The sequence below is a fragment of the Endozoicomonas atrinae genome (assembly GCF_001647025.1).
Lineage (GTDB): Bacteria > Pseudomonadota > Gammaproteobacteria > Pseudomonadales > Endozoicomonadaceae > Endozoicomonas > Endozoicomonas atrinae.
Map to the genome: position 1 here is coordinate 1 of NZ_LUKQ02000096.1, position 21,070 is coordinate 21,070.

At 45.5% G+C, this 21,070-nt stretch carries 14 protein-coding genes and 1 pseudogene; 3 read left to right on the forward strand and 12 right to left on the reverse strand.

Annotated features, from left to right (window positions below):
- Positions 1-190 (forward strand): annotated as a pseudogene (locus tag AK963_RS35380) (IS630 family transposase); the annotation flags it as partial.
- Here the strand turns inward: AK963_RS35380 and AK963_RS14440 are convergent.
- From AK963_RS14440 to AK963_RS14470, 7 genes are all read right to left on the reverse strand, one after another.
- Positions 180-494: a hypothetical protein gene (locus tag AK963_RS14440; RefSeq protein ID WP_066016155.1), complete on the reverse strand. Its 315-nt coding sequence runs from the start codon at positions 492-494 to the stop codon at positions 180-182. The pseudogene AK963_RS35380 and the gene AK963_RS14440 sit on opposite strands and share 11 nt — an antisense overlap.
- Before the next feature lie 20 nt (positions 495-514).
- Positions 515-1,450 carry a sugar phosphate isomerase family gene (locus AK963_RS14445; RefSeq protein WP_066016156.1) on the reverse strand — a complete coding sequence of 312 codons (936 nt, stop codon included), beginning with the start codon at positions 1,448-1,450 and terminating at the stop codon, positions 515-517.
- Between the two features lie 79 nt (positions 1,451-1,529).
- Positions 1,530-2,465, reverse strand: a complete 936-nt coding sequence (locus tag AK963_RS14450; protein WP_066016157.1) for a triose-phosphate isomerase — start codon at positions 2,463-2,465, stop codon at positions 1,530-1,532.
- 5 nt (positions 2,466-2,470) lie between these two features.
- On the reverse strand, positions 2,471-3,901 hold the full coding sequence (locus tag AK963_RS14455) for a lactate racemase domain-containing protein (RefSeq protein WP_066016158.1): 1,431 nt from the start codon (positions 3,899-3,901) through the stop codon (positions 2,471-2,473).
- A gap of 145 nt (positions 3,902-4,046) precedes the next feature.
- Positions 4,047-4,919: a class II fructose-bisphosphate aldolase gene (locus tag AK963_RS14460; protein WP_066016159.1), complete on the reverse strand. Its 873-nt coding sequence runs from the start codon at positions 4,917-4,919 to the stop codon at positions 4,047-4,049.
- Positions 4,920-4,928: 9 nt separating this feature from the next.
- The gene (locus AK963_RS14465; protein WP_066016160.1) at positions 4,929-5,834 is read right to left on the reverse strand and encodes a PfkB family carbohydrate kinase; all 906 of its coding nucleotides are present in this window, start codon (positions 5,832-5,834) and stop codon (positions 4,929-4,931) included.
- A 7-nt stretch (positions 5,835-5,841) separates the two neighbouring features.
- Positions 5,842-6,639, reverse strand: coding sequence for a DeoR/GlpR family DNA-binding transcription regulator (locus AK963_RS14470; RefSeq protein ID WP_083232656.1), 798 nt, complete (start codon positions 6,637-6,639; stop codon positions 5,842-5,844).
- Positions 6,640-7,059: 420 nt separating this feature from the next.
- Here AK963_RS14470 and AK963_RS14475 point away from each other — a divergent pair, with 420 nt between their 5' ends.
- Positions 7,060-8,580, forward strand: a complete 1,521-nt coding sequence (locus AK963_RS14475) for a sulfatase family protein (protein ID WP_083232657.1) — start codon at positions 7,060-7,062, stop codon at positions 8,578-8,580.
- A 126-nt stretch (positions 8,581-8,706) separates the two neighbouring features.
- Complete coding sequence (locus AK963_RS14480; RefSeq protein ID WP_066016162.1) at positions 8,707-12,120, forward strand: polysaccharide lyase family 8 super-sandwich domain-containing protein; 3,414 nt, start codon at positions 8,707-8,709, stop codon at positions 12,118-12,120.
- Between the two features lie 604 nt (positions 12,121-12,724).
- Here the strand turns inward: AK963_RS14480 and AK963_RS14485 are convergent.
- From AK963_RS14485 to AK963_RS14505, 5 genes are all read right to left on the reverse strand, one after another.
- Positions 12,725-15,949 (reverse strand): chondroitinase family polysaccharide lyase, encoded by a 3,225-nt coding sequence (locus AK963_RS14485; protein WP_066016163.1) that lies wholly within the window; start codon positions 15,947-15,949, stop codon positions 12,725-12,727.
- A 37-nt stretch (positions 15,950-15,986) separates the two neighbouring features.
- Entirely contained in the window at positions 15,987-16,280 is a 294-nt protein-coding gene (locus AK963_RS14490; RefSeq protein WP_066016164.1) for a heparin lyase I family protein, read from the reverse strand.
- A 47-nt stretch (positions 16,281-16,327) separates the two neighbouring features.
- Positions 16,328-17,086 (reverse strand): heparin lyase I family protein, encoded by a 759-nt coding sequence (locus tag AK963_RS14495; protein WP_175404526.1) that lies wholly within the window; start codon positions 17,084-17,086, stop codon positions 16,328-16,330.
- Between the two features lie 104 nt (positions 17,087-17,190).
- Positions 17,191-19,422, reverse strand: a complete 2,232-nt coding sequence (locus AK963_RS14500; RefSeq protein WP_066016166.1) for an autotransporter family protein — start codon at positions 19,420-19,422, stop codon at positions 17,191-17,193.
- Positions 19,423-19,594: 172 nt separating this feature from the next.
- Entirely contained in the window at positions 19,595-20,704 is a 1,110-nt protein-coding gene (locus AK963_RS14505) for an OprD family outer membrane porin (protein ID WP_066016167.1), read from the reverse strand.
- Positions 20,705-21,070: the final 366 nt, after the last annotated feature.

Below are 21,070 nucleotides of genomic sequence, written 5' to 3' on the forward strand. Positions count from 1 at the left end.
ACCATTCGCACCGGAGTTAAACAGCTCAGAAAGGCTATGGGAGTGGATGCGGGAGCATGACTTATCAAACAAAGCATTTTCAGGTTATGAAAATATTGTAGATTGTTGCTGTGAAGCTTGGAATAACCTTTGCAGCGAAGCTGGTCGACTGTTCAGTCTGTGCTCCCGTGATTGGGCAGTTATACAGTAGTTAGAAAATTCAATTGGTATAAGAAAGCAGTTGTGACTTTTTCAACATGCACATCAGCCCGGATATTTTCATCATCGGTTTCAACCCAGAGATAGTTCGGCATCCAGTAGTCATAAGCTTGAAGATATTCTTCACTGCGCTGATGTTGGTAAGCTGGTACTGTGATACGAAGATGGCTACCTGGCTTGAATTCCTGACTGGCTTCAAAACGAAATCGCCACTCAAGCTCTCCACCGACCCTAACTTCTGCTGGCAGGATAAACTCAAACCGCCCAACATCAGCTTCTTTAATAATCTTTTCCATGTTTGATGCTCTTTTTCTAGTTAAGCGCTGATCGCACTTTCACAGGAAGTGATCGAAGGACCATAAATGTGGAAAGTCACTTTTGGATGGTCAGCCAGTACCGAAACAGGAACCAGACTGCTTTTCATCTTCTCTGCCACCATTAGGATGGCCAGCCTGATACCAAAGGGATTCTGGTTTTGTCCGGGATACCAGATGCTGACCTCATCACAGAGGAAGGTCTCTTTCGGGCCAACCGTCACCGCTTCATCAGGTACACGGGTAGGATCGCGACCGGTCAGGCCCGTGGCATTCTGAATCTGCGAAATAGGATGCAATTTAACAAACCGGGCAGGTAGCGCCTGATACTCTTCTGCCGTTGGCGGCTCATCAAGGTATTGACCGGAGCGTGCAACCGGATCATTAAACGCCCAGTGCAGGGTATGACCAAGCCCCCCTTGCATTCTCACACAGTGAAAATCAGCGAAGGACTGACTGAACTCAACCAGGTTTGAGTGATCCGGAAAGTGCAGCTGCTCCTCTGGCATACGCAACTCAGGTTTGATCTGCTCGTACCACAGCCGGTAGTTGGCACCGGCAAAACTCAATGGATGAGAACGATCCACAGCCTTACCATCAATACACCATTCATCCATACCCCAGAAATGGCAGTGCTGAAGATTAATGTTCAACTCATTGACCAGCTTAGCAACAATAGGCATCTGTCGGACTGGCCCAACAGGACCACAGAGACCTGCTGGCTTGTCAGCTGTCGCCTTTTGCCAGGCAGTAATGTATTCCAGAGCCTGAGACAGGAACATATCATCAAGATTTTGATAAACCCTGACGTCACAATATTCACTGCTCAGCGCCACCAGATCTTGTAAAGAGAGTGCTGAAGCGCGATTAATTAATTCTTGATCCAACGAAGTAAAATCCCACCACTGGGGATTCACCAGACTATTTCTGACATTCATCACGGCAACCTAAGTGAGCAGGCCTGTAAGCGTTGTTTCTGGTTTAAAACAACACTTACAGAAGGTATTTAAGAATGATTTAATTCAGCGCTTCGGTGTAGCTGGTCAAAATTCGACTCAACTCTTTCACATTAAAACCAATGGGAGGAGTGAAATTAGTGAGAGCAATTAACCCTCCATCAAGATTTTCAATCCCTGCCAACATGCTGGCATTCTCATTCTTAAGTCCACCGCCATAAACAACGCTTGCTTCAAATCCCAGCAGCTCCATAGTGACGGACTTAATGAAGCCGGCGATATATTCGATGTACTGCTGATCTGGTGGTGTTTTACCCGGCCCAATTGCCCAGACCGGCTCATAGGCAATCACCAACTGATCTGATGTAACCTGTTCACGGATATGTGATAAGCCACCCACCAGTTTGTCGCGGATCACCTGCTCAATTCGGAGTTTCTGCTCTGTGAATGTACCTTCACCACGCTCTTCTGCAGATTCCCCTACACAGATAATCACTCTCATTGACTGCGCTAAAGCTGGAACCGCACGCTCTCCAACAATCTCACTGACTGCACGATTGATCAGCTCTGGCTGCACTGGAATACCTGATACTTCAGCGTATTTCTGCATGCTGTAAGAGAGTTCACGTCGTTCCTCACAATGCCCAAGAAGGCTTGCGCTACTTCCCATATTGGCCTGGCTGGAAGCAATATTTAACGAGGTAAATGCCCCAAAATGCCCCCCCAGGGCTACGTCTTCACGATGACAGCTCTGTGTGCCAATCTTAAGAGCAACGTCCACAGATGGCTTGCTGAGCTCCTCTACCGCAAAAGGCAGTAGTAAGTCAGGAACAATGACCGTCATGTTGTAATGTTCACTGTGATCCAGCTCCAGCCTGATAATTTCCGCAATCACTGATTGCAGCCATTCACCCGGCTGATCTACATCACAAACACCGCCCTGACTCCGGCTGACTTCAAACCGTTTCAGGTTCACCAGAATTTCTTTCTTACCCACAGCACTTATTCCTTATGACCAAGGTGCATAGCTGCACGGGTAAATGCCATCGGCAGAGCCAGAATATTGGGATTTGGTCCTGTATAACGCTCCGCATCCTTCAGGGCTTCTTCAAAAGTTGCCCGGGTTTTGCACCCCATTGAACGGGCCAACCCTGGTTCCTGAGCTCCCACGACATAGACGGCTTTCGTATTCATTTCGGCAATATGCCCACAGGATGTCATGGAGAAGCCATGGAATGGGTGATAGCCATAGTTGTAACGATACTTTTTGATCATCTCTTCATCGCGGGCGATATATTCGATGTGCTTGTTAATATCAACCAGCGTATTGTTATATTCGGTTTGGAATAAATCGTAGAGCTTACGATATGAGGGAAACTCTTCATCATGGAAATAGCCATTACACAATGATGAACAGATAACAACGCAGTTATCGGCCATAACACGTTTATGTCGGATAATCTGGGCTGCAATGGCCTGCATCATTAGAACCGGGTTTGTGCCATGTCCATTTCCATAATGAAAATTCTGAGGCATACCAAACATCATGATGTCGTATTTCTTTTCAGCCCAGTTTGCGTAGGTACGCTTGTCCGCCACTTCAAAGCAGATGGGCTGAATATCTTCACAGCCACCGGCATAAACGGCGATCTGCTGGGAGAAAGTGTTCAGTACCGCATCAACGGTAAAGAACTTTTTACCCATGCACTTTTCCATCCACTTGCCGATCTGGTCAAACTTGTGACGCATCAGGCTATCTTTGGATACCGGTGTGAAGTCTGCGCGATGCATAACCCGTGGAATGTGATGAGAAGCAATGCACTCCCAGTTAGTAATACCCGTTGCCGTATGTTTATAACCTCCGGAATAGCCTCCATAAGGATTACCCAGTGTGTGGCCAATCATGACGCAAAGATCAGATTCAAAAACCATACGGTTCATGACCACCTTGTCACCATATTCATTACGCCCAAGGTCAACCAGATTATCCCAGTCCTCACTGTCATGATTGACAACCTGACCTTCCCAGTAATAATTATTAAAAACTTCTTCACCAAGAATATCCCGCAACTCCTGCTCGGTATTTTTCCGGTGCAGGCCATTACTGCAAATCAGCATGATATTCTTTTTTTCAACACCTGCTTTTAAGCACTCTTCCAAAACAACTGGAATAGCTATCCGGCGGTGAGCTGTATCGTGAGTGCCACCTTTGACCCGATCCGGGAAAACAATGGTTACTTTAGATTGTTTATTTACCATCTCACTGATAGGTGACATGCCAATTGGATTTAATATGGCATCTCGGGTTGCAGCAACAGGATCCACTAAATGCTCAGGATCTTTTACCGTTTCTCCAGGAATAAAAATATCTGCATTATCTGGAAGACGCGCAGGCATAAACCCGGGGCCATATTCAAATTGGACCGTTTTCATTAGTTTCTCAAATTAAAAATGATCATCAGGATTGAATGAAAAGTAGTTAATACTGATGACTGAGTTAACTGGGTTTAATAATCTGGATACTTAATTATCCCAGATTCAGAGTAAATAAAATCGCTTTTGACCGTTCAGGTTTTTATCAGGCTTTACCACTACTGCCAAATACCTGCATGATTCTGGCTGCATGGTTCCTGGTTGCATTAACAGCTGTCAGTACCGTGTCATGGTAAAACGCTTCACTGCCACGATTTAAAACATTCAGGCATTGAATGCCAACATCATGAGACATGTTCGTGAAATAATTGATTTTACTCACGCCACAGGCAATGGCTTCACCATAAACACTGTCATCCAAACCGGAACCACCATGCATGACCAGTGGGACGCTAACCTGTTGCCCGATGGTCTGTAGCCGCTGAAAATCCAGTTTTGGCTCCCCTTTATAAAGACCATGAGCAGTACCAAAAGCGACTGCCAATGCATCAATATCAGCGCTTTCTGCAAACATTCTGGCCTGTTCAGGATTTGTCAGCTGGTCTTCTTCACAAACCGCTGGTGCCGTTGCTGTCTCTTCTTCATCACCCGTTTCCACATTACCTACTTTGCCAATTTCAGCTTCTACCGATGCGCCAAAATGACGGGCAATGCGAATGACCTCTTTGGTATTTTGCAGGTTTTCCTCAAATGAATGCGCAGAGCCATCATACATAACCGATGAAAAACCAAGCCGCAATGCGCGAACACAGGTTTCAACATCCTTACCATGATCCAGATGAATAACTACGGGCACCGAAGCTTCTTTAGCCATATGCACCATGATAGGCGCCATAATCTCAGGAGGGGTCAATCTGAACTGCCCCTGCCCCAGGTTAATAATAATTGGAGAAGACTCCTGTTCTGCTGCAGCTATTAATCCCCGCAGCAGGTTAACATCAATAGCGTTGAAGCTGCCTACGGCATAGCCTTTTTCTGCAGCATCCGATAACACTTCCCGCAAAGTAACCAGAGGCATACTGCTCTCCTAAGGATGGTTTTTTATAAATTCAATGAGTTGATTATGATTGGGGATACCCGCCCGACCACCAGGCTGAGTGCATTTAAGAGCAGCAACAGCACTGGCAAATTGCACAGCATCCTTTCCAGACTTTCCTTCAGCAACGGCTACAGCAAGAGCGCCATGAAATACGTCACCAGCTCCGGTGGTATCCACCACGTTCACACGATACGCAGGCAAATGGCAAAACTTCTCACCTTCGAGCCAGTAACAGCCTTTCTCGCCCTGGGTAACATAAACAGTACCCTTTACATATCTCTGGGCAACCAGCAGCGCTTCTTTAACATCTCTGACTCCATCCTGCTCTGTCAGCTTATTTAAAGCTGGTGAAGAAAAAGCGACGTGATCTCCCAGTGGCAGGAGTTTCATCAGGGCATCTCCGCCCAGATCAGCATCAATAACCGTTGGAATTGAGCGAGCTCTGGCCATCGACAGTAGCCGCTCTGCACCTTCAAGCCAGGTACAGTCACACAGTACACAATCTACATTGTCCAGAAAGCTATCATGAATCCACGAAGCATCAGTCGAAAGTCGTTTATCTCGATGTACCGTAATTTGACGCTCACCTTGCGGATCAACATGAACAACAGCATTACTGGAGATCGCATCAGGGATCACGCGTAAATTGCTGATATCTACTCCCCACTCATCAAGCTCATCGACAATTAACTTGCCAATATTGTCATTACCAACTCGACTGATCAGTGATACATGATGACCGAGCCTGGCAGCCGTTACTGCTGCCGTAGCAGCAATACCGCCACCGAGTTCGTAATAGTCTGTTGAAAAATATTTAGTCGGAGCGCTTGGAACTGAGTCAACCGAATAAAATCTATCCCAGGTCGTATTACCAACACACAGAATTGTTGCCATGTTCACCTCATTGATAGTCTTGCGGCGTAAAAATTTCTACGCCAGCTGCAGCAGTAATAGCCCGGATGTCTTTAGCAGGCTCTTTGTCAACGAATAGAGCATCAATTTTTGAGAGGTGACTTATTTCTATTGGTGCAGATGTTTCAAACTTTTCAGAATCAATAATAAGAAAAGACTTTGAACACCGTTCCATTACCATTTTGACGATATGGACTTCTGGCATATAAAAATCGAGTAAATATCCAGATCGTTCAACAGCCCCGCAACTAAACAGTAAATAATCAACTCTTATTCCCCGAATAAATGTTTCTGTTTCACTGTTTACTAAACCACCATTACGCTTTTGGACCGTTCCTCCGGGAATAATGACATCAAACTCAGATTTTTCATGCAGAATGTTCGCAACTTTCAGGCTATTCGTAAAAATGGTTAGATCATTTTTACTGGTTAATTCATGGGCAACTGCTTCCATGGTTGTTCCAATAGAAAGAAAAATGGAACTTCCATCTTTTATATGATCGACTAATTTTCGAGCAACTGCTTTTTTTTCAGATATTCTCTGTTCCTGTCGGATACTGTAATCAATATTTTTATTCTCAATTTCTATGGTGATGTCGGCATGCTCCTCATTCAATCTTGCAGCCCCACCGTGATATCTATTGACCAGATTCTGATCACTTAAAAGCCTGATATCACGTCTAACGGTCTGCATAGATACGCCAACAGCTTCTGACAGCTCTTCAACGCTGGCGAACCCAACCTGATTTATATATTTAAGTATTCGATTCAACCTTGGGCTATTCATGAGATACCAATTCACCAAAAACTATTACAAAGCAATAGTATTTAAAATTACTTGTACTTTTAATTAATCATTACAAACGACCGTCAAGCTTTCTTTGATTCAAATCATATTATTATCATTGTTGATCGATATCTCACATATTGAGACTAATTATCAACCAGATCGACTAAAAAATAATCCAAACATCTTAATAAAATCCAATATATAGATATTTATTAAATTGATCATCAAAAAAAACAAAAACGAAAACAGGTGATCTAGATCAACACAAAATGATCAATTCTCAAATAATTTATTTCACAAATAAAACACCGTTCACATACTGCAAGTTGATGCATCCATATAACTTAGTTTCTCATTTTTATATTGATGAGATTTTAACCTTTCATTTTTTAGCCAAATCACCTGCGGAGTACCAGGATGACAGAGAGCAATTACAAAGGTCACCTCATTTCAAGACGATCCTTCATTAAATCCTCTGCCATTGCAGCTGCAGCAACAGGTCTGACAGTCACTGGTTGTGCCAGCAGCCCTGAAGGAAAGACGGCAACAACCGTAAAAAAAAAAATAACTTCGGATAAACCAAATATTCTGATCATCACCTGTGACCAGCTATCATTTGATGCGATTTCGGCCAACGGCAATTCTGATGTCCGAACCCCTGGTATGGACCGAATTTTCAATAGTGGAACTTCATTTGATAATACTTACTGCCAGTTTCCTCTCTGCAGCCCGTCCCGAGCGTCATTTTGGACAGGAAGGCTGCCCCATCAAACACGGGTAATGGCCAATGATGCAAAAATGATCCATAACCGAACCGTTACCATCGGATCGTTATTCAGTGAAGCAGGGTATGAAACAAAGCACTTTGGTAAAACCCATGACTTTGGCAGCCTGAGGGGGTTTGATGTTGCGCGGGATAACATTGAGCACAAAGCTGATGCTCCAGAAGCCTTTCCTGAACACTACCAGTCAAAACGTGACCGGGTCACACTAGAGCTGGCAACCCGGTATTTACAACAGGAGCATGAGACACCATTCCTGTTGGCTGTAGAGTTTTATAACCCCCATAACATCAATAACTGGATTGGTGCATTCAAAGATCGCTTTGACAATATGCCTGACATGGGTAACTTGCCGGCACTGCGCGCTAACCACAACAATAAGGACATGGTTAATCGGCCCAATGCCATCAAGCATGCATGCTGCACAACTACAAGACAGAGGCAGGCTGCTCACTGGAGTGAACAGAATTTCCGGCAATATCTCAAAGCCTATTACTATTACACAGAAATGGCTGATGACTGTGTGGGCAAAGTGCTTGATGCGCTGGAGCAGTCTGATGCAGCCGATAATACCCTGATCATTTTCATGAGTGATCATGGTGATGGTATGGGCAGTCACAACCTGGTCGCCAAATCCCATTTCTTTTACGACGAAACAACCCGGGTTCCTTTTGTGATGTCTGGACCAGGCATTGCGAAAGGCAAAAATGTTACTAGTCTTACAGGCCTCTGCGACCTTCTACCTACGCTCTGTGAATACGTTGGCATCCAATACCCTGAAAATATCTATGGCCGAAGCTTACAGCCTCTTCTTAATGATACTCAGGAACCAAAGGACTGGAGGAAAAGCATCGTCAGCCAGTGGTATTCCATGGAGGGACATTCAATTCAACCGGCCCGTATGATCCGTACTCGTAATTTCAAATATACGCATTTTATCGAAGATAATGGTGAAGAGTTGTACGACATGATCAATGACTCGGGTGAAACCAGAAACCTTGTCAGTGATCCTGTGTATAAAGAAACATTAGCATCTATGCGAAAAACTTTTGCAGACTATCTGGATGATACCGGTGATGACTATTTGTCCATGCATGCCATACCGGGCGAAAACACCAGAAACCATAACATCGGATATTCAAGCCATCCAAAGTAACCACATGTTCCCTTCAGATTAACAAAGGCTGTCAGTTATGTATTACCACCTGACTGACAGCTGGACCCATGCGCGTTAACACAGCTGCATTCCAGCAATTTTTCTTACATTGCATTTTTAGAACTTATGATAATTTCATACCGCCTGCATCAGACAGGAAACCTGACATCACGGCTGAAGTCAGTGATTAATATAAAAACCATCACCCTGCTATGTTCCTTTATGCTCCTCAGTGGCTGTAAGAGCAGTGCGTCTAGCGATGAGGCCAGTGGTCCAGCCAGAACACCACCTGTCATAACCATTATTGGAGATCAATATCCTGAGATATTAATTAACACCGTCTATTCAGACCTGGGAGCCACTGCCAGTGACACCGTTGATGGTATTTTGACCGGTAATATCATCACTGAGAACCCCGTGGATAGTTCAACACCTGGCCAATACAGCGTAACTTACCAGGTGACGAACTCTGCCAATCAAACAACCACTGCCGTTCGCAGTGTGACGGTCAATGACCCGTCAGACCAGGAAGACATAAAGGATGAAGCGGTATTTGCAGATTTCTTTGATATCAAAACCAACAGCCCTGAGGGCAGCAAAGTTACTGGGCGAATCAACCTCCTGAGAAATTACCGTGCTCTGGGCAGCTGGAATACCTCACCAGAATCCGTCTCGGAAGACTACCGTTTCGCCATTATTGAGGATAAAAGTAACGGCATGTTCACACTGGACACTGTCCGTGATGTCGCTGGACGTCGTATTTTCGGAGAGTTTTCTGTAGCACCCGGACATACCGCCCAGACAGGTTCACATCCCATAAGAGTGGAATTGCGCCATGACAGCGTCGTTAAAGCCCGGTTTACAGTCACCATCCATGCTGTGGATAAGACACAATGGGAAACCTATTTTGGCAAACTGACTGAGTTTGCCATGTCAGAGAGCCGGCTCTGGGGACGTAATGAGCTCGTTTATGGCGATCCAGAACTGGAAAGCATACTTTCCCAAATTGAATCCAATAATGGTCAATTTACCGACTTGCATATCTATAGTATGGAGTCACTGGAGGATCTGCTTAATTTCCACGCATCAGAAAATATCAAGGCATTTGAGACAGCAGGAAAGCGGATTGGTAGCCTGGGGTATGCCCTTAAAGAGCTGGATACATCAACCAGTCAATACACTGAAAAAAGAAACCGCCTTATTCAGGCTATTTTGAAATCATTCAATGCCTATGCTTCTCTGGTGCCAGTCCGAGAGTTTGACGACTTCAGTGTCAACGCATCCCCAAACGGTATCAGCTATAACGACAGAACCCATCAATGGCGTTTTACCGACCCAGTCACCCTGCCGTTGATTCTGGCGTTTGAATCATTATGGGAAGATGCGCAATCCGGCTCATCGGAGGCGCAGCAGTTCCTTTATAATATTCATCACTTTTTCCAGATTGCCTTCGCCCTGCCTTACAAGCACCGGAACGACCTCGAGTTTTATCCGTCGACAGAGCTTTACACCCGCTATTTCCTTGAAAAAGATTTAAGACAGTCGCCCGGAGCCTGGAGCGATGCTAACCGACATCATCGTATTCGGGGCTGGGCAGCAATGGCCGGCCTATGGAAAGACTATAATAGGCCATTGACTGATAAATTATGGTGGTATGACGATTATCAGCCCTTTGCTGAAGAGACAGTCTCAATACTTAACGAATGGCAGCCAAAAGGAGCATTAAGTGACTTAAAAGTGTGGTTGGACACCAACCTCACAGAGGGCTTCACCGTGGGTAATGCCGGACTTCTTCCTGACGGTACCATTTCTCACCATACGGGAACCCGTCAGGATCTGGCAATGCTCGCTTACGGTTATGAATGGCTAGCCACAACCCCAATGAAAGTTGCAAGTCTTCTCAAAGAAACCCAGTGGGCTGTCAATAGTAAGACCATTGATCATTCCGCAGAGTTTGTTCTCAAGTCCTTACAGCCCGTGATTTATCAGAATGGCCATGATTATCAGGCAGTAGGACGCTCTTTCATTTCCGACGCCGTCAAAAACTTTGGTAGTAGTCGGGTAGCCGGTGATATTAACACCATACTCTCTGGAGCCCCTGCTGACACGAAACTCACCTATAAGGAGCAATTACTCACTTTCCAGAATAATCTGCTGCAGCAGTCCCACGAAAGCTCAGGAAGCTTTCCGTTCTGGAACAGTGAATTCCTCGTACATCGAAGAGCCAGCACTGATGAGGGTGGCGCCTGGTATTCATCATTCCGCAGCCAGTCGATTCGGGTCCGTGGAGCAGAAAGCTTCGGTTCAGACCCCGGGTATTATAATGGCAGTGGTATATTACAGGTAAAAGTGAATGGTGATGAATACAATGATGCCCGCTATGACTGGGACTGGCACCTGCAACCCGGTTTAACAGAAGAATGGCGTACGGACCCTCTGCCAGTCCAGTCAGAAGATGCATCCAACGGGTTCAGTGATGAGGTACTTTCCGGCATGCTCTCGGACCATCAAAACTCGATTGCCAGTTTCAAGTACTCATCAGAAGCCAGTTATGCTTCAGCAAAAGCCGATAAATCGGCTTTCTTTTCAGATAAAGGTGTCTTTGCAATAGGTGACCATGTTCGTAGAGACGTGAAAGATGGCAAATTTGCCTCCGATGGGCGCAACCCTATTGTGACCACCATTGATCAGGCGCTCTGGAGTGGTGACCTGAGTTATAACACCGGATCAGGAACCATCATTACTCCGGTAGGTTCCAACCAAAACCTTAAATTAACCATTACCAGCCCAGCCTGGTTTCATCAGAATGGTAAAGGCTATCTTATCTGGCCCGATGCTGATGGCAGGACTGAACTCAATGTAGTCACGGGAACAGAGGTTGAGGACACCTATCAAAGCGTCAACAAGGGAACCCCAATCTATTCGCTGATGATCAACCACGGTGTAAACCCTGATCACAACAGTGACAACTATCAATATCTCGTTTTACCCAATGTATCCCGTTCAGAAATGCCTGGATTACTGGAGTACTATTCTGACAGCAGCAATTTTGAGCGGATCAGTCACAATGAAATTTACGGTGCTCGCTGGATAATTAATGGCAAGCAACTCATCCAATTGGCTTTTCAAAAGGCCGGTACAGTAACCTTGTCCGACGGCAAAACAGTAAGCATTGACAAACCTGCTCTGGTCCAGCTGCACGAAGGCGATGAAAACTGGGCAGTTGCCATCAGTGATCCAACTCACCACAGCAGGGATGAAGACCCAGACAGTCGCGGTGAGTTCAGGGTCTTCCTGAAACCCGGCCAGAATGTCGTGAATGTGGATATTAGCTGGGCGTTAAAGGCCGGAACCTACCAATATCTAACGCAGGGATACCAGCAGCAGTATTTACCCGGGCAGGAAATTCTTGTCAGTACATCTGCCGACAACACCCGCCTGACTGCTCACCTGCCGGATGGAACTGATGATGTTGCTTATGGTTTGAAGGAGGAAATGTTCTCAGGAATGACAGCTGTCGTGCATATCCCCATCCCCTGATCTCACTGCCTGATTATCATACCGCCCACTCTGGGGTGGTATGATAACCTTCATCTACCATACACCACGTTTCCGTTCTTATTACCGGTCATATGACTTACTCATAGCCTGACATACAGGAAAAAGAAGTGTTCCCGCAACAGTTTTACCCATTTTTTCCGACTCTTCAGAACAACGTTGTTACCAGACTCCACTGAGGATTTCAGAGAGATGTTCTAGGTGGCGTTCTCTCTACCGAGGTGACCATCCCCCCTCTACGCCCTATTTTCATTGGGTTACGGATTGAGCCACAGGGAGCACGAAGAAGAGCGTTCTTTCCTTTGTGTTCTTCGTGATCTCTGTGGTTCAGCAAAGAATCCTAACAGCACGATCCTGATTACCGGGGTTAGACCATTTCCCAGAGACGGGCAGTAACGTCATAGGCTTTTCCCCCTGAAAGCACCAGGGAACCCTTAATACCCTCCCTTAAGCACACTCACTGGTGCGATTTGACTGTTTAAATAAAAGAAGTAAATAAATTGTCATACCGAGATTTTCAAACACAAAAAAACTGGCCTGTCATAAGACAGTGCCAGTTTTTTTCAAAGCACCCCTGATTTTAAATTTACTTTTTCTCTTTCAGCGATAGAGAGCGGGTTAAGCCATGGTTTAACTTCAGTGTCATAACCGTATTCCCCGAATCATACTTCACACCCAGCAGATCAGGGTTACCTGGCAAAGGCTCCCAGGCTCCCTTGATTTGAACAGTGGCAATATGATCTTCAGCGGCACCATTAACAATATCCTCTGGCATACGGGACATATTATGGTTCCATTTTTTCAATCGAAGATCCGGGTCTGCAATTGATAGGTTAAGTCTACCTGACTGCTCCGCCACCATGGCCAGCAGTGGGGTATCTGTAGATTTCAGCACACCATGGCCCGTATCGCCTGCAGCAAATAATGCATAACCGGTCAGCCCTGATGCATTGTGACGGACAATATGGGCACGGCTATCCTGCTGAATCACCTTATAGCCTTTCTCCTTACTGTGCTGGCTGGCAACCTTATAGCTGGACTGCGGTAATAACAGGTACTCATAACCCTGGTCAGCAGGACGCTTGCCATGATTAATATATGCCTTAACTACCGGGCGGGTAATCTCACCGTAATTGGTGAATTTACTCTTTGTGGAGCTTTTCTTCTTGAACAATTGCTTCAATGAAGTCTGATTGCCACTCACATAGCTCACACGGTAATCGTCAGGAACAACGTAGTAATTGCCCTGGGGATCACCAAATACCCCTCCCTGGTGCTGACTTTTTACCTCACTGTTTTTAACAGCAGGCTTACCATTAATGGAAGCCCCTTCCCACACACCGTTACTCTGGAACAGCGTTGTCACCGTATCGAACCGGGAATCATCATTGGCAATGCCAGAACCCAGGGCAACCACTTCATCTTCGAAGAAGAAGAAGAATGATTTCTTGAATTCAAAGCTGTCATCAAACAGTGTTTTTTTATCATCCGGTGTAACGGTGTCCCGAAAATCCATAGCGAAAATGCCGCTATTGGGCTTGAAGGTAACCGATCCAAGGAAGGTTTTTTCGGTAAAGTTACGGTGCTTCCCTTCAATATACTTCTTGGTTGTCACACCAGGGTAGGCAACCTCCTCAACAGGCATGGCCTTGGTCGTCGCACCGGGTACGAATACCCAGTCGAAACCATCATTCAGTTTGACACCACTGGCTTCAAGACTGAGCGGACTGCCTTTACTGAACAGCATCAGAGAACCAAAAGCCATATAGCGCCCCAGCATATTCTCATTTTTGCTGTTACCAGACTCAAAGTCCCACACGTACTTGCTGGTACCCCGGACACTGGCAACCCAGCCATCATGCTTATGGGTCAGGGCACCCGCGTAGGGATAACTGTAGGTACCATCGGCGGTCACCTGCTTATGTTTTTTGTGCTTACGATACAGCTCATCCATCAGTGACAGGGTTCCGAAGGAACCAAAGTAGGTCAGCCCCGGAAGCATATTGGACTGAAGACTCGACAAGTCTGCCTGCTCATAAGCTTTGGCAAAGGCACGACTGATATCGCTGTCCTGACCGTTTTCTGCCAGACTCATAAAGGCGTAGCCGGGCAACATGAAACGGTCAATCCCCGAATTTTTATAAGGGAAGCGGCCGCCGGCACCAGGATGAATTTCCAGGTCTGCAGCAAAATTCACCTGGGCAAGGAGGGTGTCACGAATACGCTGTACATTTTCTTTCGGCAGCGCATACTCGGTTCCGGCTGTCATCCAATGAGCCATTGCCGTGATCACCAGCGCCTGAACACCATAAGCGTTCATATAGGCACCCCGGTGATGGAACAGTGAGTAGTCAGGCTTTATCCCACCGGAGTAGCCAGGAGAGAACTCACTGATGTGTGAGAAATAGGCCTGCATCAACTTCATCTGCTGAACTTTTTCTGGTGAATCTGGCATAACCAGCACACTGACCATCTTGGCAATCAATCCACCGCGTATCGCATCCGGACTCTCACCTTTACTGGTGTCCAACTCTACAATGCTGCCCATCTTGGTGTACCAGCTCAACGCCTGTTGATGCCGCTCCAGACGACCGCTGGACTCCAGCTCATCTCTCATTAAAAAGACGGCAGTTGCATAACCGCTGATACGGATTAAATGATCAATCGTGCCGAGTGCACTTCCAGCAGCCCAACCCTGATCTTCAAAATAATCAAAAAGGTCCAGCACGCGGGCCAGCTTTTCCGGTTTTTTAGAATCATTGGCCAGACGATAGTCCATTGCTAGATAGAAAAATGCATTTTGTGCGACGTCTTGATAAGTAAAGCGTTCCGAACCAGGCTGTTCGTCCCTGGATGAGAATAAGGGGACACCTGAAATACGCCCTTCTTTTTTCTCGATATTCAGAGACTCATAGAATTTTCGAGCACTTTTCAGTTTCTTCTGAAAAGTCTCATTAAATCGCTCACCCTGTTTAACATTGGAAAACTCTGTATGTTTCGCCCCCATAATCAGGAGTTCAAGCCGCTTTTCTACTTCAGAGATCGAACTTATTTCCTGAGCAGTCATTGATAAGTCTTCACTGCTGGAAAGTGTCTGGAACTTATCCCAGGGTTTCTTGATCTCATAAGAATCCACCCGGTTAGCCGCTTTACTATTGATGAACTGAGCATCGGAATGTCGCTTGGCGGAAACAAAGCTGACAAACTGCATCAGATCAAAGTAAACCTCACCTTCTGACATATCAGCTGAAGGCACTATGGAAAGCGCCTGCATATTATCAGAACCGGTATACCCATTAACTTTGGCATCTTCCTCAAAGTTAACCCAGATGGCACGCCAGCCAGTAAAGTTCTGATTCATGGAGAAACGATATTTTGGATTATCGTTCAGTGAGCCCGCACTTTCTGCAACGTTAAACGTCAATTGACCCGTTGGGTGCGCCTTCTCACGGTAGACCCAGAGTTTCATCCCTCCCCTTAACCCCGGGGAGTAATACGCAGGCTCAAACTGCTCTGGTGTCCCCCCCGGATAACCCCTGGATATATCAACCAGCCCGGAAAGCTCATTCATAACCAGCCTGCCACCTTCCTGCCACCGCCAGCGCAGGGCATGTTTACCATCTTTAAAGTGATGATCAGACGACATCAATTGACCATTTGGGTGGTGCCAGTTCCGAAATTCATCCGACTTCTCAAATGATAAGCGCTGGGCAATAATGTCTTCAGTAAGCACACTGGAACCAGCCTGTGCCAGAGAAGCAGACAGCAGTGATGCCAGCGCGACGGCTGATGGCAGCATCAGGTTATTCATAGTAACTTCCAGAAAAAGAGATCAGAAAACTCAGGAATCAACCTTCCTTGATGGCTGATGCCGGGTATTGCTTATAGCCTCCCAGCTTCACTTCAATTCCGGTTTTACCGGCTTTATAAATGCCGTACTTGAAATAGGTGCCGTGCTCATCGTTGTTTCCGATAGGACCTACCCAGTCCAGCACTTTCTCTCCATCCATGTAGAGCTTAACACTGCCGTCTTTAAGGGATCTTGGGCCATCCCATTCAGACCATTTGATTTTCCACTTCACATCGATCCACTGGTCTCTGGGCAGTTCATCCAGTTTTTTATGGAATGGCATTGCAATCATTTTGGATTTTTTAGGGCTGTATTTGACGACACCAATTTCATGTGGTTTTAAATTAACCCGGTCTGTTTTATCCGTAACCTTATTGAAATCTGCCCGTGCATAAAGGTGCAGATAACCGCCCCCATTTTCAAAGAAAGAGGAGGATATCCTCCCTGATCGATAAAGTAGCCATTGGGCTTACCGGTTTTAGGATCCATGCCCACATTCTGTTTAAACTCCATTTTCGTCAGAACTTTTTTATTAAAATCCTCCAGAGAATAAGTAATTACTTCACCTTCCGGAGTAAGGATAGTGGTGCGGTCAGCCGTTCCATGCCATTGGGATATAATACCCTGGGTTGTTTCATCCATTGACGAGGGCAACCAGAGACCGTACTCGTAGATCCATTCTTCACCCCGCTCAACCATACCTGTGCCAAAGTGATAAATAGATTTAGCCGCATTGTGTTCCTTTAATTCACGCCGGTTGAGGTGCTCAATATCCTCTGCCGTTGTGTAAATAGTACTTAGCTCAACCCGCTTTGTTTTGCCGTCTTTCATATAAAAATGGTAGGAAGGTTGATTGTTATAGCGATTCTCACGATCCTCCCAGATGTGATAGCCAGGCTTATTCGCGCCAACTGGTAACATCTTCCCAGCCAGAAGCTCTTTTTCTTCCACAACATCCAGCTGAATATTATAACGCTCCCGAACCTCAACCAGCGTATCTCTTGACTCGGGCAGTGGTGGTGCAGCCAACGCCTGAGCGCTAAAAAAAGCAGGAACACTGCTTACCACCAGTGCTAAAAAGGCAGTTCTATTTTTCATTTTTAAATCCATTCTGAAACAGGTTAGAAGGGTGTCCATGAAAAGCTTGCTGACAAAAAGTACCGGCAAGCCTTTACAGGCTTACCGGATACACATCACAAAGATCAGAAGGAGTAGTTCAGAGAAAGTTGCAGCTGAGTATCCTGATAGTCATCTTCAATATCGTGACTCAGGCCAAAACCAATATCAGTACCATTCTTCATGGCGTAGTTAACGCCTGCACGCAGCTCAAATCGTGTTTCTGTTGAGCCATCTGCAGTCGTTACGGTTCCAACTACAGAAGGATCGGCGATGGTATGACCTGCAATATCATGATCTTCAGCTTTGAAGTCATACCACCCCATGGCAGTAAAGGATGGAATGAAGTCCCCAGATGATGTTTCAATTACGGTATTCACATTGACACCCGCACCCAGTTTGACCTGATCCATGGTCTGGTCATCATAGGCCAGGGATGCGGGAGAGCCCTCTTCCTGATAATTGCGGATGTTTTGCCAGGCCAGCTCACCGGCAACCATCGGCTGAATCATCACATCATCCGTTCCTATATCCATACCAGCTGTTACACGCATGGCCACGTTATAGGCGGAGAAATTAGCAGTCGCGCGAGTTTCACCGGTGTAACCAGTACTGGCACCAATAGAGCGCTCACTCTTGAATGAGTTGTAGCCCGCATTAACAGCAGAGTTAACAAACAGGTTATCTTTACTCCAGTTACCGTAAGCAGCAATCTGATAAGAGTCGACAACATAGTTTGTATCGTAAACTTTGGTATCTATTTCCTGATAATTCTGACTATAAGCAACACCTGCTAACCAGTTTTCTGATTCAACCGTATCGATACCAACCGTGATGCCATAGCCATCGACATCATACCCATCAATACGACCACTTACGTCTTTTTCACTGGTATTACCATGAGCACGGAACCAGAAACCCTGATCACTCAGCTGATCAGCACGCAGTCCGTTAATTCGATCAGTGATGCTGTCTAACTGTTTAGTCTGAACTCTCTGGATAGCATGAATGGTGGCACCGCTTCGGTCGGGGGTAAGCTCGCCGGACAGTCTAGCTGCTGCTGCATCATCCGTAGCAGTTCCCAGCAGGTTCATCAGATCTTGACTGGCATTTCTGGCAAAAGTAATGGTACTTTCAGTAATTTCTGTGCCATCAAATGCAATATCAGCAAACGCCTTCATCATGGCCTGTTCAGTCGCATCGGCACCACCCGCTTTTGCCAGGTCGACCAGATCACCAGAGTTTGCATCGGTATTGAAGCTCAGGTCTGCTTCAATGGCTTCTCGGTCACCATCTTCGACAATTCTGTGATCATCGACAACAATCAGCCAGTTACCCTCAACATCGTATTTAGTGTTAACGTCACCGGTATCTGTGTAGAAATCATCGGCAGAAATAAGCGTATGAGTACCAGACATTTCAGTAATATCATCGGTACTAGCAAGAGCAATAGTGGTGACTTTACTGCCAGCGCCGAAGGCAACCCTGCCGTTAACCTGCAGGACTTCAGAGTCTTTACCCACCTTACCATTCAGTTTCAGTATCAGCTTATTGTTCTCTGCCATGCTGAAAATACCGGCAGTTTGACTATCTCCGACCAAATCAAAAACAATGGTCTCATCCTGGGCTTCAAGCGTCAGTTCAGACTCTCTTCGCATATTGATCAAATCAACACCTGAAATATGCGTACCATCAAAAACAACATTTGTTGCTTCAGTGCCCAGCGAAACCGTGATGTCTCCAACACCAACACCGTTAAGGTGAATATTACCCACCACCTTACTGTTCGATTGCATGTTTAAATCAAACTTGGTGGGAACCGCACGACTGATATCAACAGCAACCTGTTTACCATCAACCATACCACCGATAATGGTTCCTTCGTTTCTCAACTGAGTACCAATGGAAGCACCGGTTCCAACGTAAATAGCTGCACCATTAGCAGATTGAATCGTGCCCTTGTTGGTTGTTTTCCCGATGTAACTTCCCTCTCCATCAACAAAAATCGCAGATTGATCGGCCATAATGGTGCCACTATTCACGATTTCACCGGTTTTCCCTCCCCCAGTCACTTTAATGGCATGCTCACTGGCGTTAATCGTGCCATTATTGGTTATGGTTACCGTGCCATCTGTTGGTGGAGTGGTAAATACAAATGCAGACCCATCAACCACATCAATAACTTCGCCAGCATTAATTACCACGTTTTCTGTCGGGTCCGTGACAGTCGTTGCCAGGGCAAAACCAGAAAGGCCAGATAGGACAGAAGATACGGCGACGGCTAACAGAGCCGGTTTAAATGTTTTCACTGCGTTCATATACTTTTACTGCTTTTCGTTTGACAGAGAAATATCCCTATGGTCTAAGCCATAGAACTATCAACTTTGAATAAGTTAGAATCTGAAAACTTTTTTAGAGCAATTGAAAACCTTAGGCTAAAGCTCGCTATTTAATTCCTGCCTATCTGCCAATTGCACTATTTATCAGGGTTTAATAAATCGGAAACTGAACTTCTATTTCAAACTTTGTAACATCCCCTTTATTTTCTGGCTCGTCATTCGCTATTCTGACCCAGGAGTCATCACCCTTCAATTTACCGATACCTGCGGTAATAAACCCTCCACCAAAATAACCTGATGGTTGAACGTACTTAAACTCAATTGCATGCTCTTTCGCAGTACCAACTACATCCAAATCATCAATCTCATGCTCTTTGTTTGCGTGTGAATAACTATAAATCAATGTCATATCACGAAGAACCGGTACATCAAAGGATGAAAATTTATATTGCGTTTTCAACTGATAAGATTTGGTTTTTTCGCTCAAGAAACTATCTGCAAAACCTTTAGCGTATTGAGTATACTTAAGGCTGGCATCTCCCATATACTTCTCATAACTTCTGTCACCTCCAACAACGGAATGAGCAAGCGCCAAGCTGAAGTTATCATACTTGTAGAGCATGCGAAGAGAAGCCAGGCTGGCATTATCCTCTTCCTCTTTTCTGACACCTTTTGTTACCGCTTCATCCCACTTACTGCCGCCATATCGGTTAAGACCAATTGCAGCCCTGGCATAGTCCAATTGATAGAAAGTGCGTCCTCTTTTCAAAATGGCATTAATACTGGCTACATAATCCAGAGTGACTTTAGGTGTGCCTGGTGTTGGTCTTGAAAGGAAAATGGTGAGTGGTTGAATTGATGTTTCATAGTCGCTCATTACACCATTAACAAAAGCGCCTGAATATTCCAGATCATTCCAGACACCATTTAAACTCATACCTGTGTAACTTCTGGGAAGAAAACCATCATCCTTGTCATAACTACTGATAGCACCACCTTCAAGATACCCCATACCAAAACGCCCAGTAACGGAGCGTTTTTTATGCGTGCCATATTTAACCATCATGCTCGCCTGGGATATTTTGCTGAATCCAGACCGCCCAGGACAAGTTAATCTTCCTCTATTAGACGGATCTGGATAACAACCATCCCTGGTAACATAACCATCACCATAAATATCGTTTGAATTTCTCTCAGCGATTTCAAAAACGCCCAGTCCACTGAGCTCAAAACCGACGCCAAGTTTTTTGCTGCCTACCATGCCAGTCTGAAAGTCAACAACAACTGCGCCCGCTGCTTCGTAATTGGTTTCAATGAGTCCTTTCGTTCCATTCCATTCATCATTACCAACCAGTTTATTGACAGATCGAATAGAGAAATCAGAATCTTCAATCAGTGAAGAAATTGGCGTAACATCCGCTAATCCTATCTGTGGTATAAGCCATATCGATAAGGCCAGTGAAGTGATCCCTGTTTTACACCTGTTACTCTTAATGAAATGTAAGCGCCAAATAAACCCACGTCCTTCCGTCTAATTTCCCAGCCTGAAATCATGGCTTCCAGTTATCATGGAGGTCATCATGTCGATATCTCAAACCATCCCTGAATTCTGGTTGCAGAGAGTAAA

What these genes read in the sequence shown, in the direction of transcription:
- AK963_RS14505 (WP_066016167.1), bottom strand. Translation starts at nt 20,704, where the DNA reads ATGGTAGGCAGCAAAAAACTTGGCGTCGGTTTTGAGCTCAGTGGACTG.
- AK963_RS14445 (WP_066016156.1), bottom strand. Translation starts at nt 1,450, where the DNA reads ATGAATGTCAGAAATAGTCTGGTGAATCCCCAGTGGTGGGATTTTACT.
- AK963_RS14495 (WP_175404526.1), bottom strand. Translation starts at nt 17,086, where the DNA reads ATGAAAAATAGAACTGCCTTTTTAGCACTGGTGGTAAGCAGTGTTCCT.
- AK963_RS14465 (WP_066016160.1), bottom strand. Translation starts at nt 5,834, where the DNA reads ATGGCAACAATTCTGTGTGTTGGTAATACGACCTGGGATAGATTTTAT.
- AK963_RS14475 (WP_083232657.1), top strand. Translation starts at nt 7,060, where the DNA reads ATGACAGAGAGCAATTACAAAGGTCACCTCATTTCAAGACGATCCTTC.
- AK963_RS14500 (WP_066016166.1), bottom strand. Translation starts at nt 19,422, where the DNA reads ATGAACGCAGTGAAAACATTTAAACCGGCTCTGTTAGCCGTCGCCGTA.
- AK963_RS14440 (WP_066016155.1), bottom strand. Translation starts at nt 494, where the DNA reads ATGGAAAAGATTATTAAAGAAGCTGATGTTGGGCGGTTTGAGTTTATC.
- AK963_RS14485 (WP_066016163.1), bottom strand. Translation starts at nt 15,949, where the DNA reads ATGAATAACCTGATGCTGCCATCAGCCGTCGCGCTGGCATCACTGCTG.
- AK963_RS14455 (WP_066016158.1), bottom strand. Translation starts at nt 3,901, where the DNA reads ATGAAAACGGTCCAATTTGAATATGGCCCCGGGTTTATGCCTGCGCGT.
- AK963_RS14490 (WP_066016164.1), bottom strand. Translation starts at nt 16,280, where the DNA reads ATGATTGCAATGCCATTCCATAAAAAACTGGATGAACTGCCCAGAGAC.
- AK963_RS14470 (WP_083232656.1), bottom strand. Translation starts at nt 6,639, where the DNA reads ATGAATAGCCCAAGGTTGAATCGAATACTTAAATATATAAATCAGGTT.
- AK963_RS14460 (WP_066016159.1), bottom strand. Translation starts at nt 4,919, where the DNA reads ATGCCTCTGGTTACTTTGCGGGAAGTGTTATCGGATGCTGCAGAAAAA.
- AK963_RS14480 (WP_066016162.1), top strand. Translation starts at nt 8,707, where the DNA reads ATGATAATTTCATACCGCCTGCATCAGACAGGAAACCTGACATCACGG.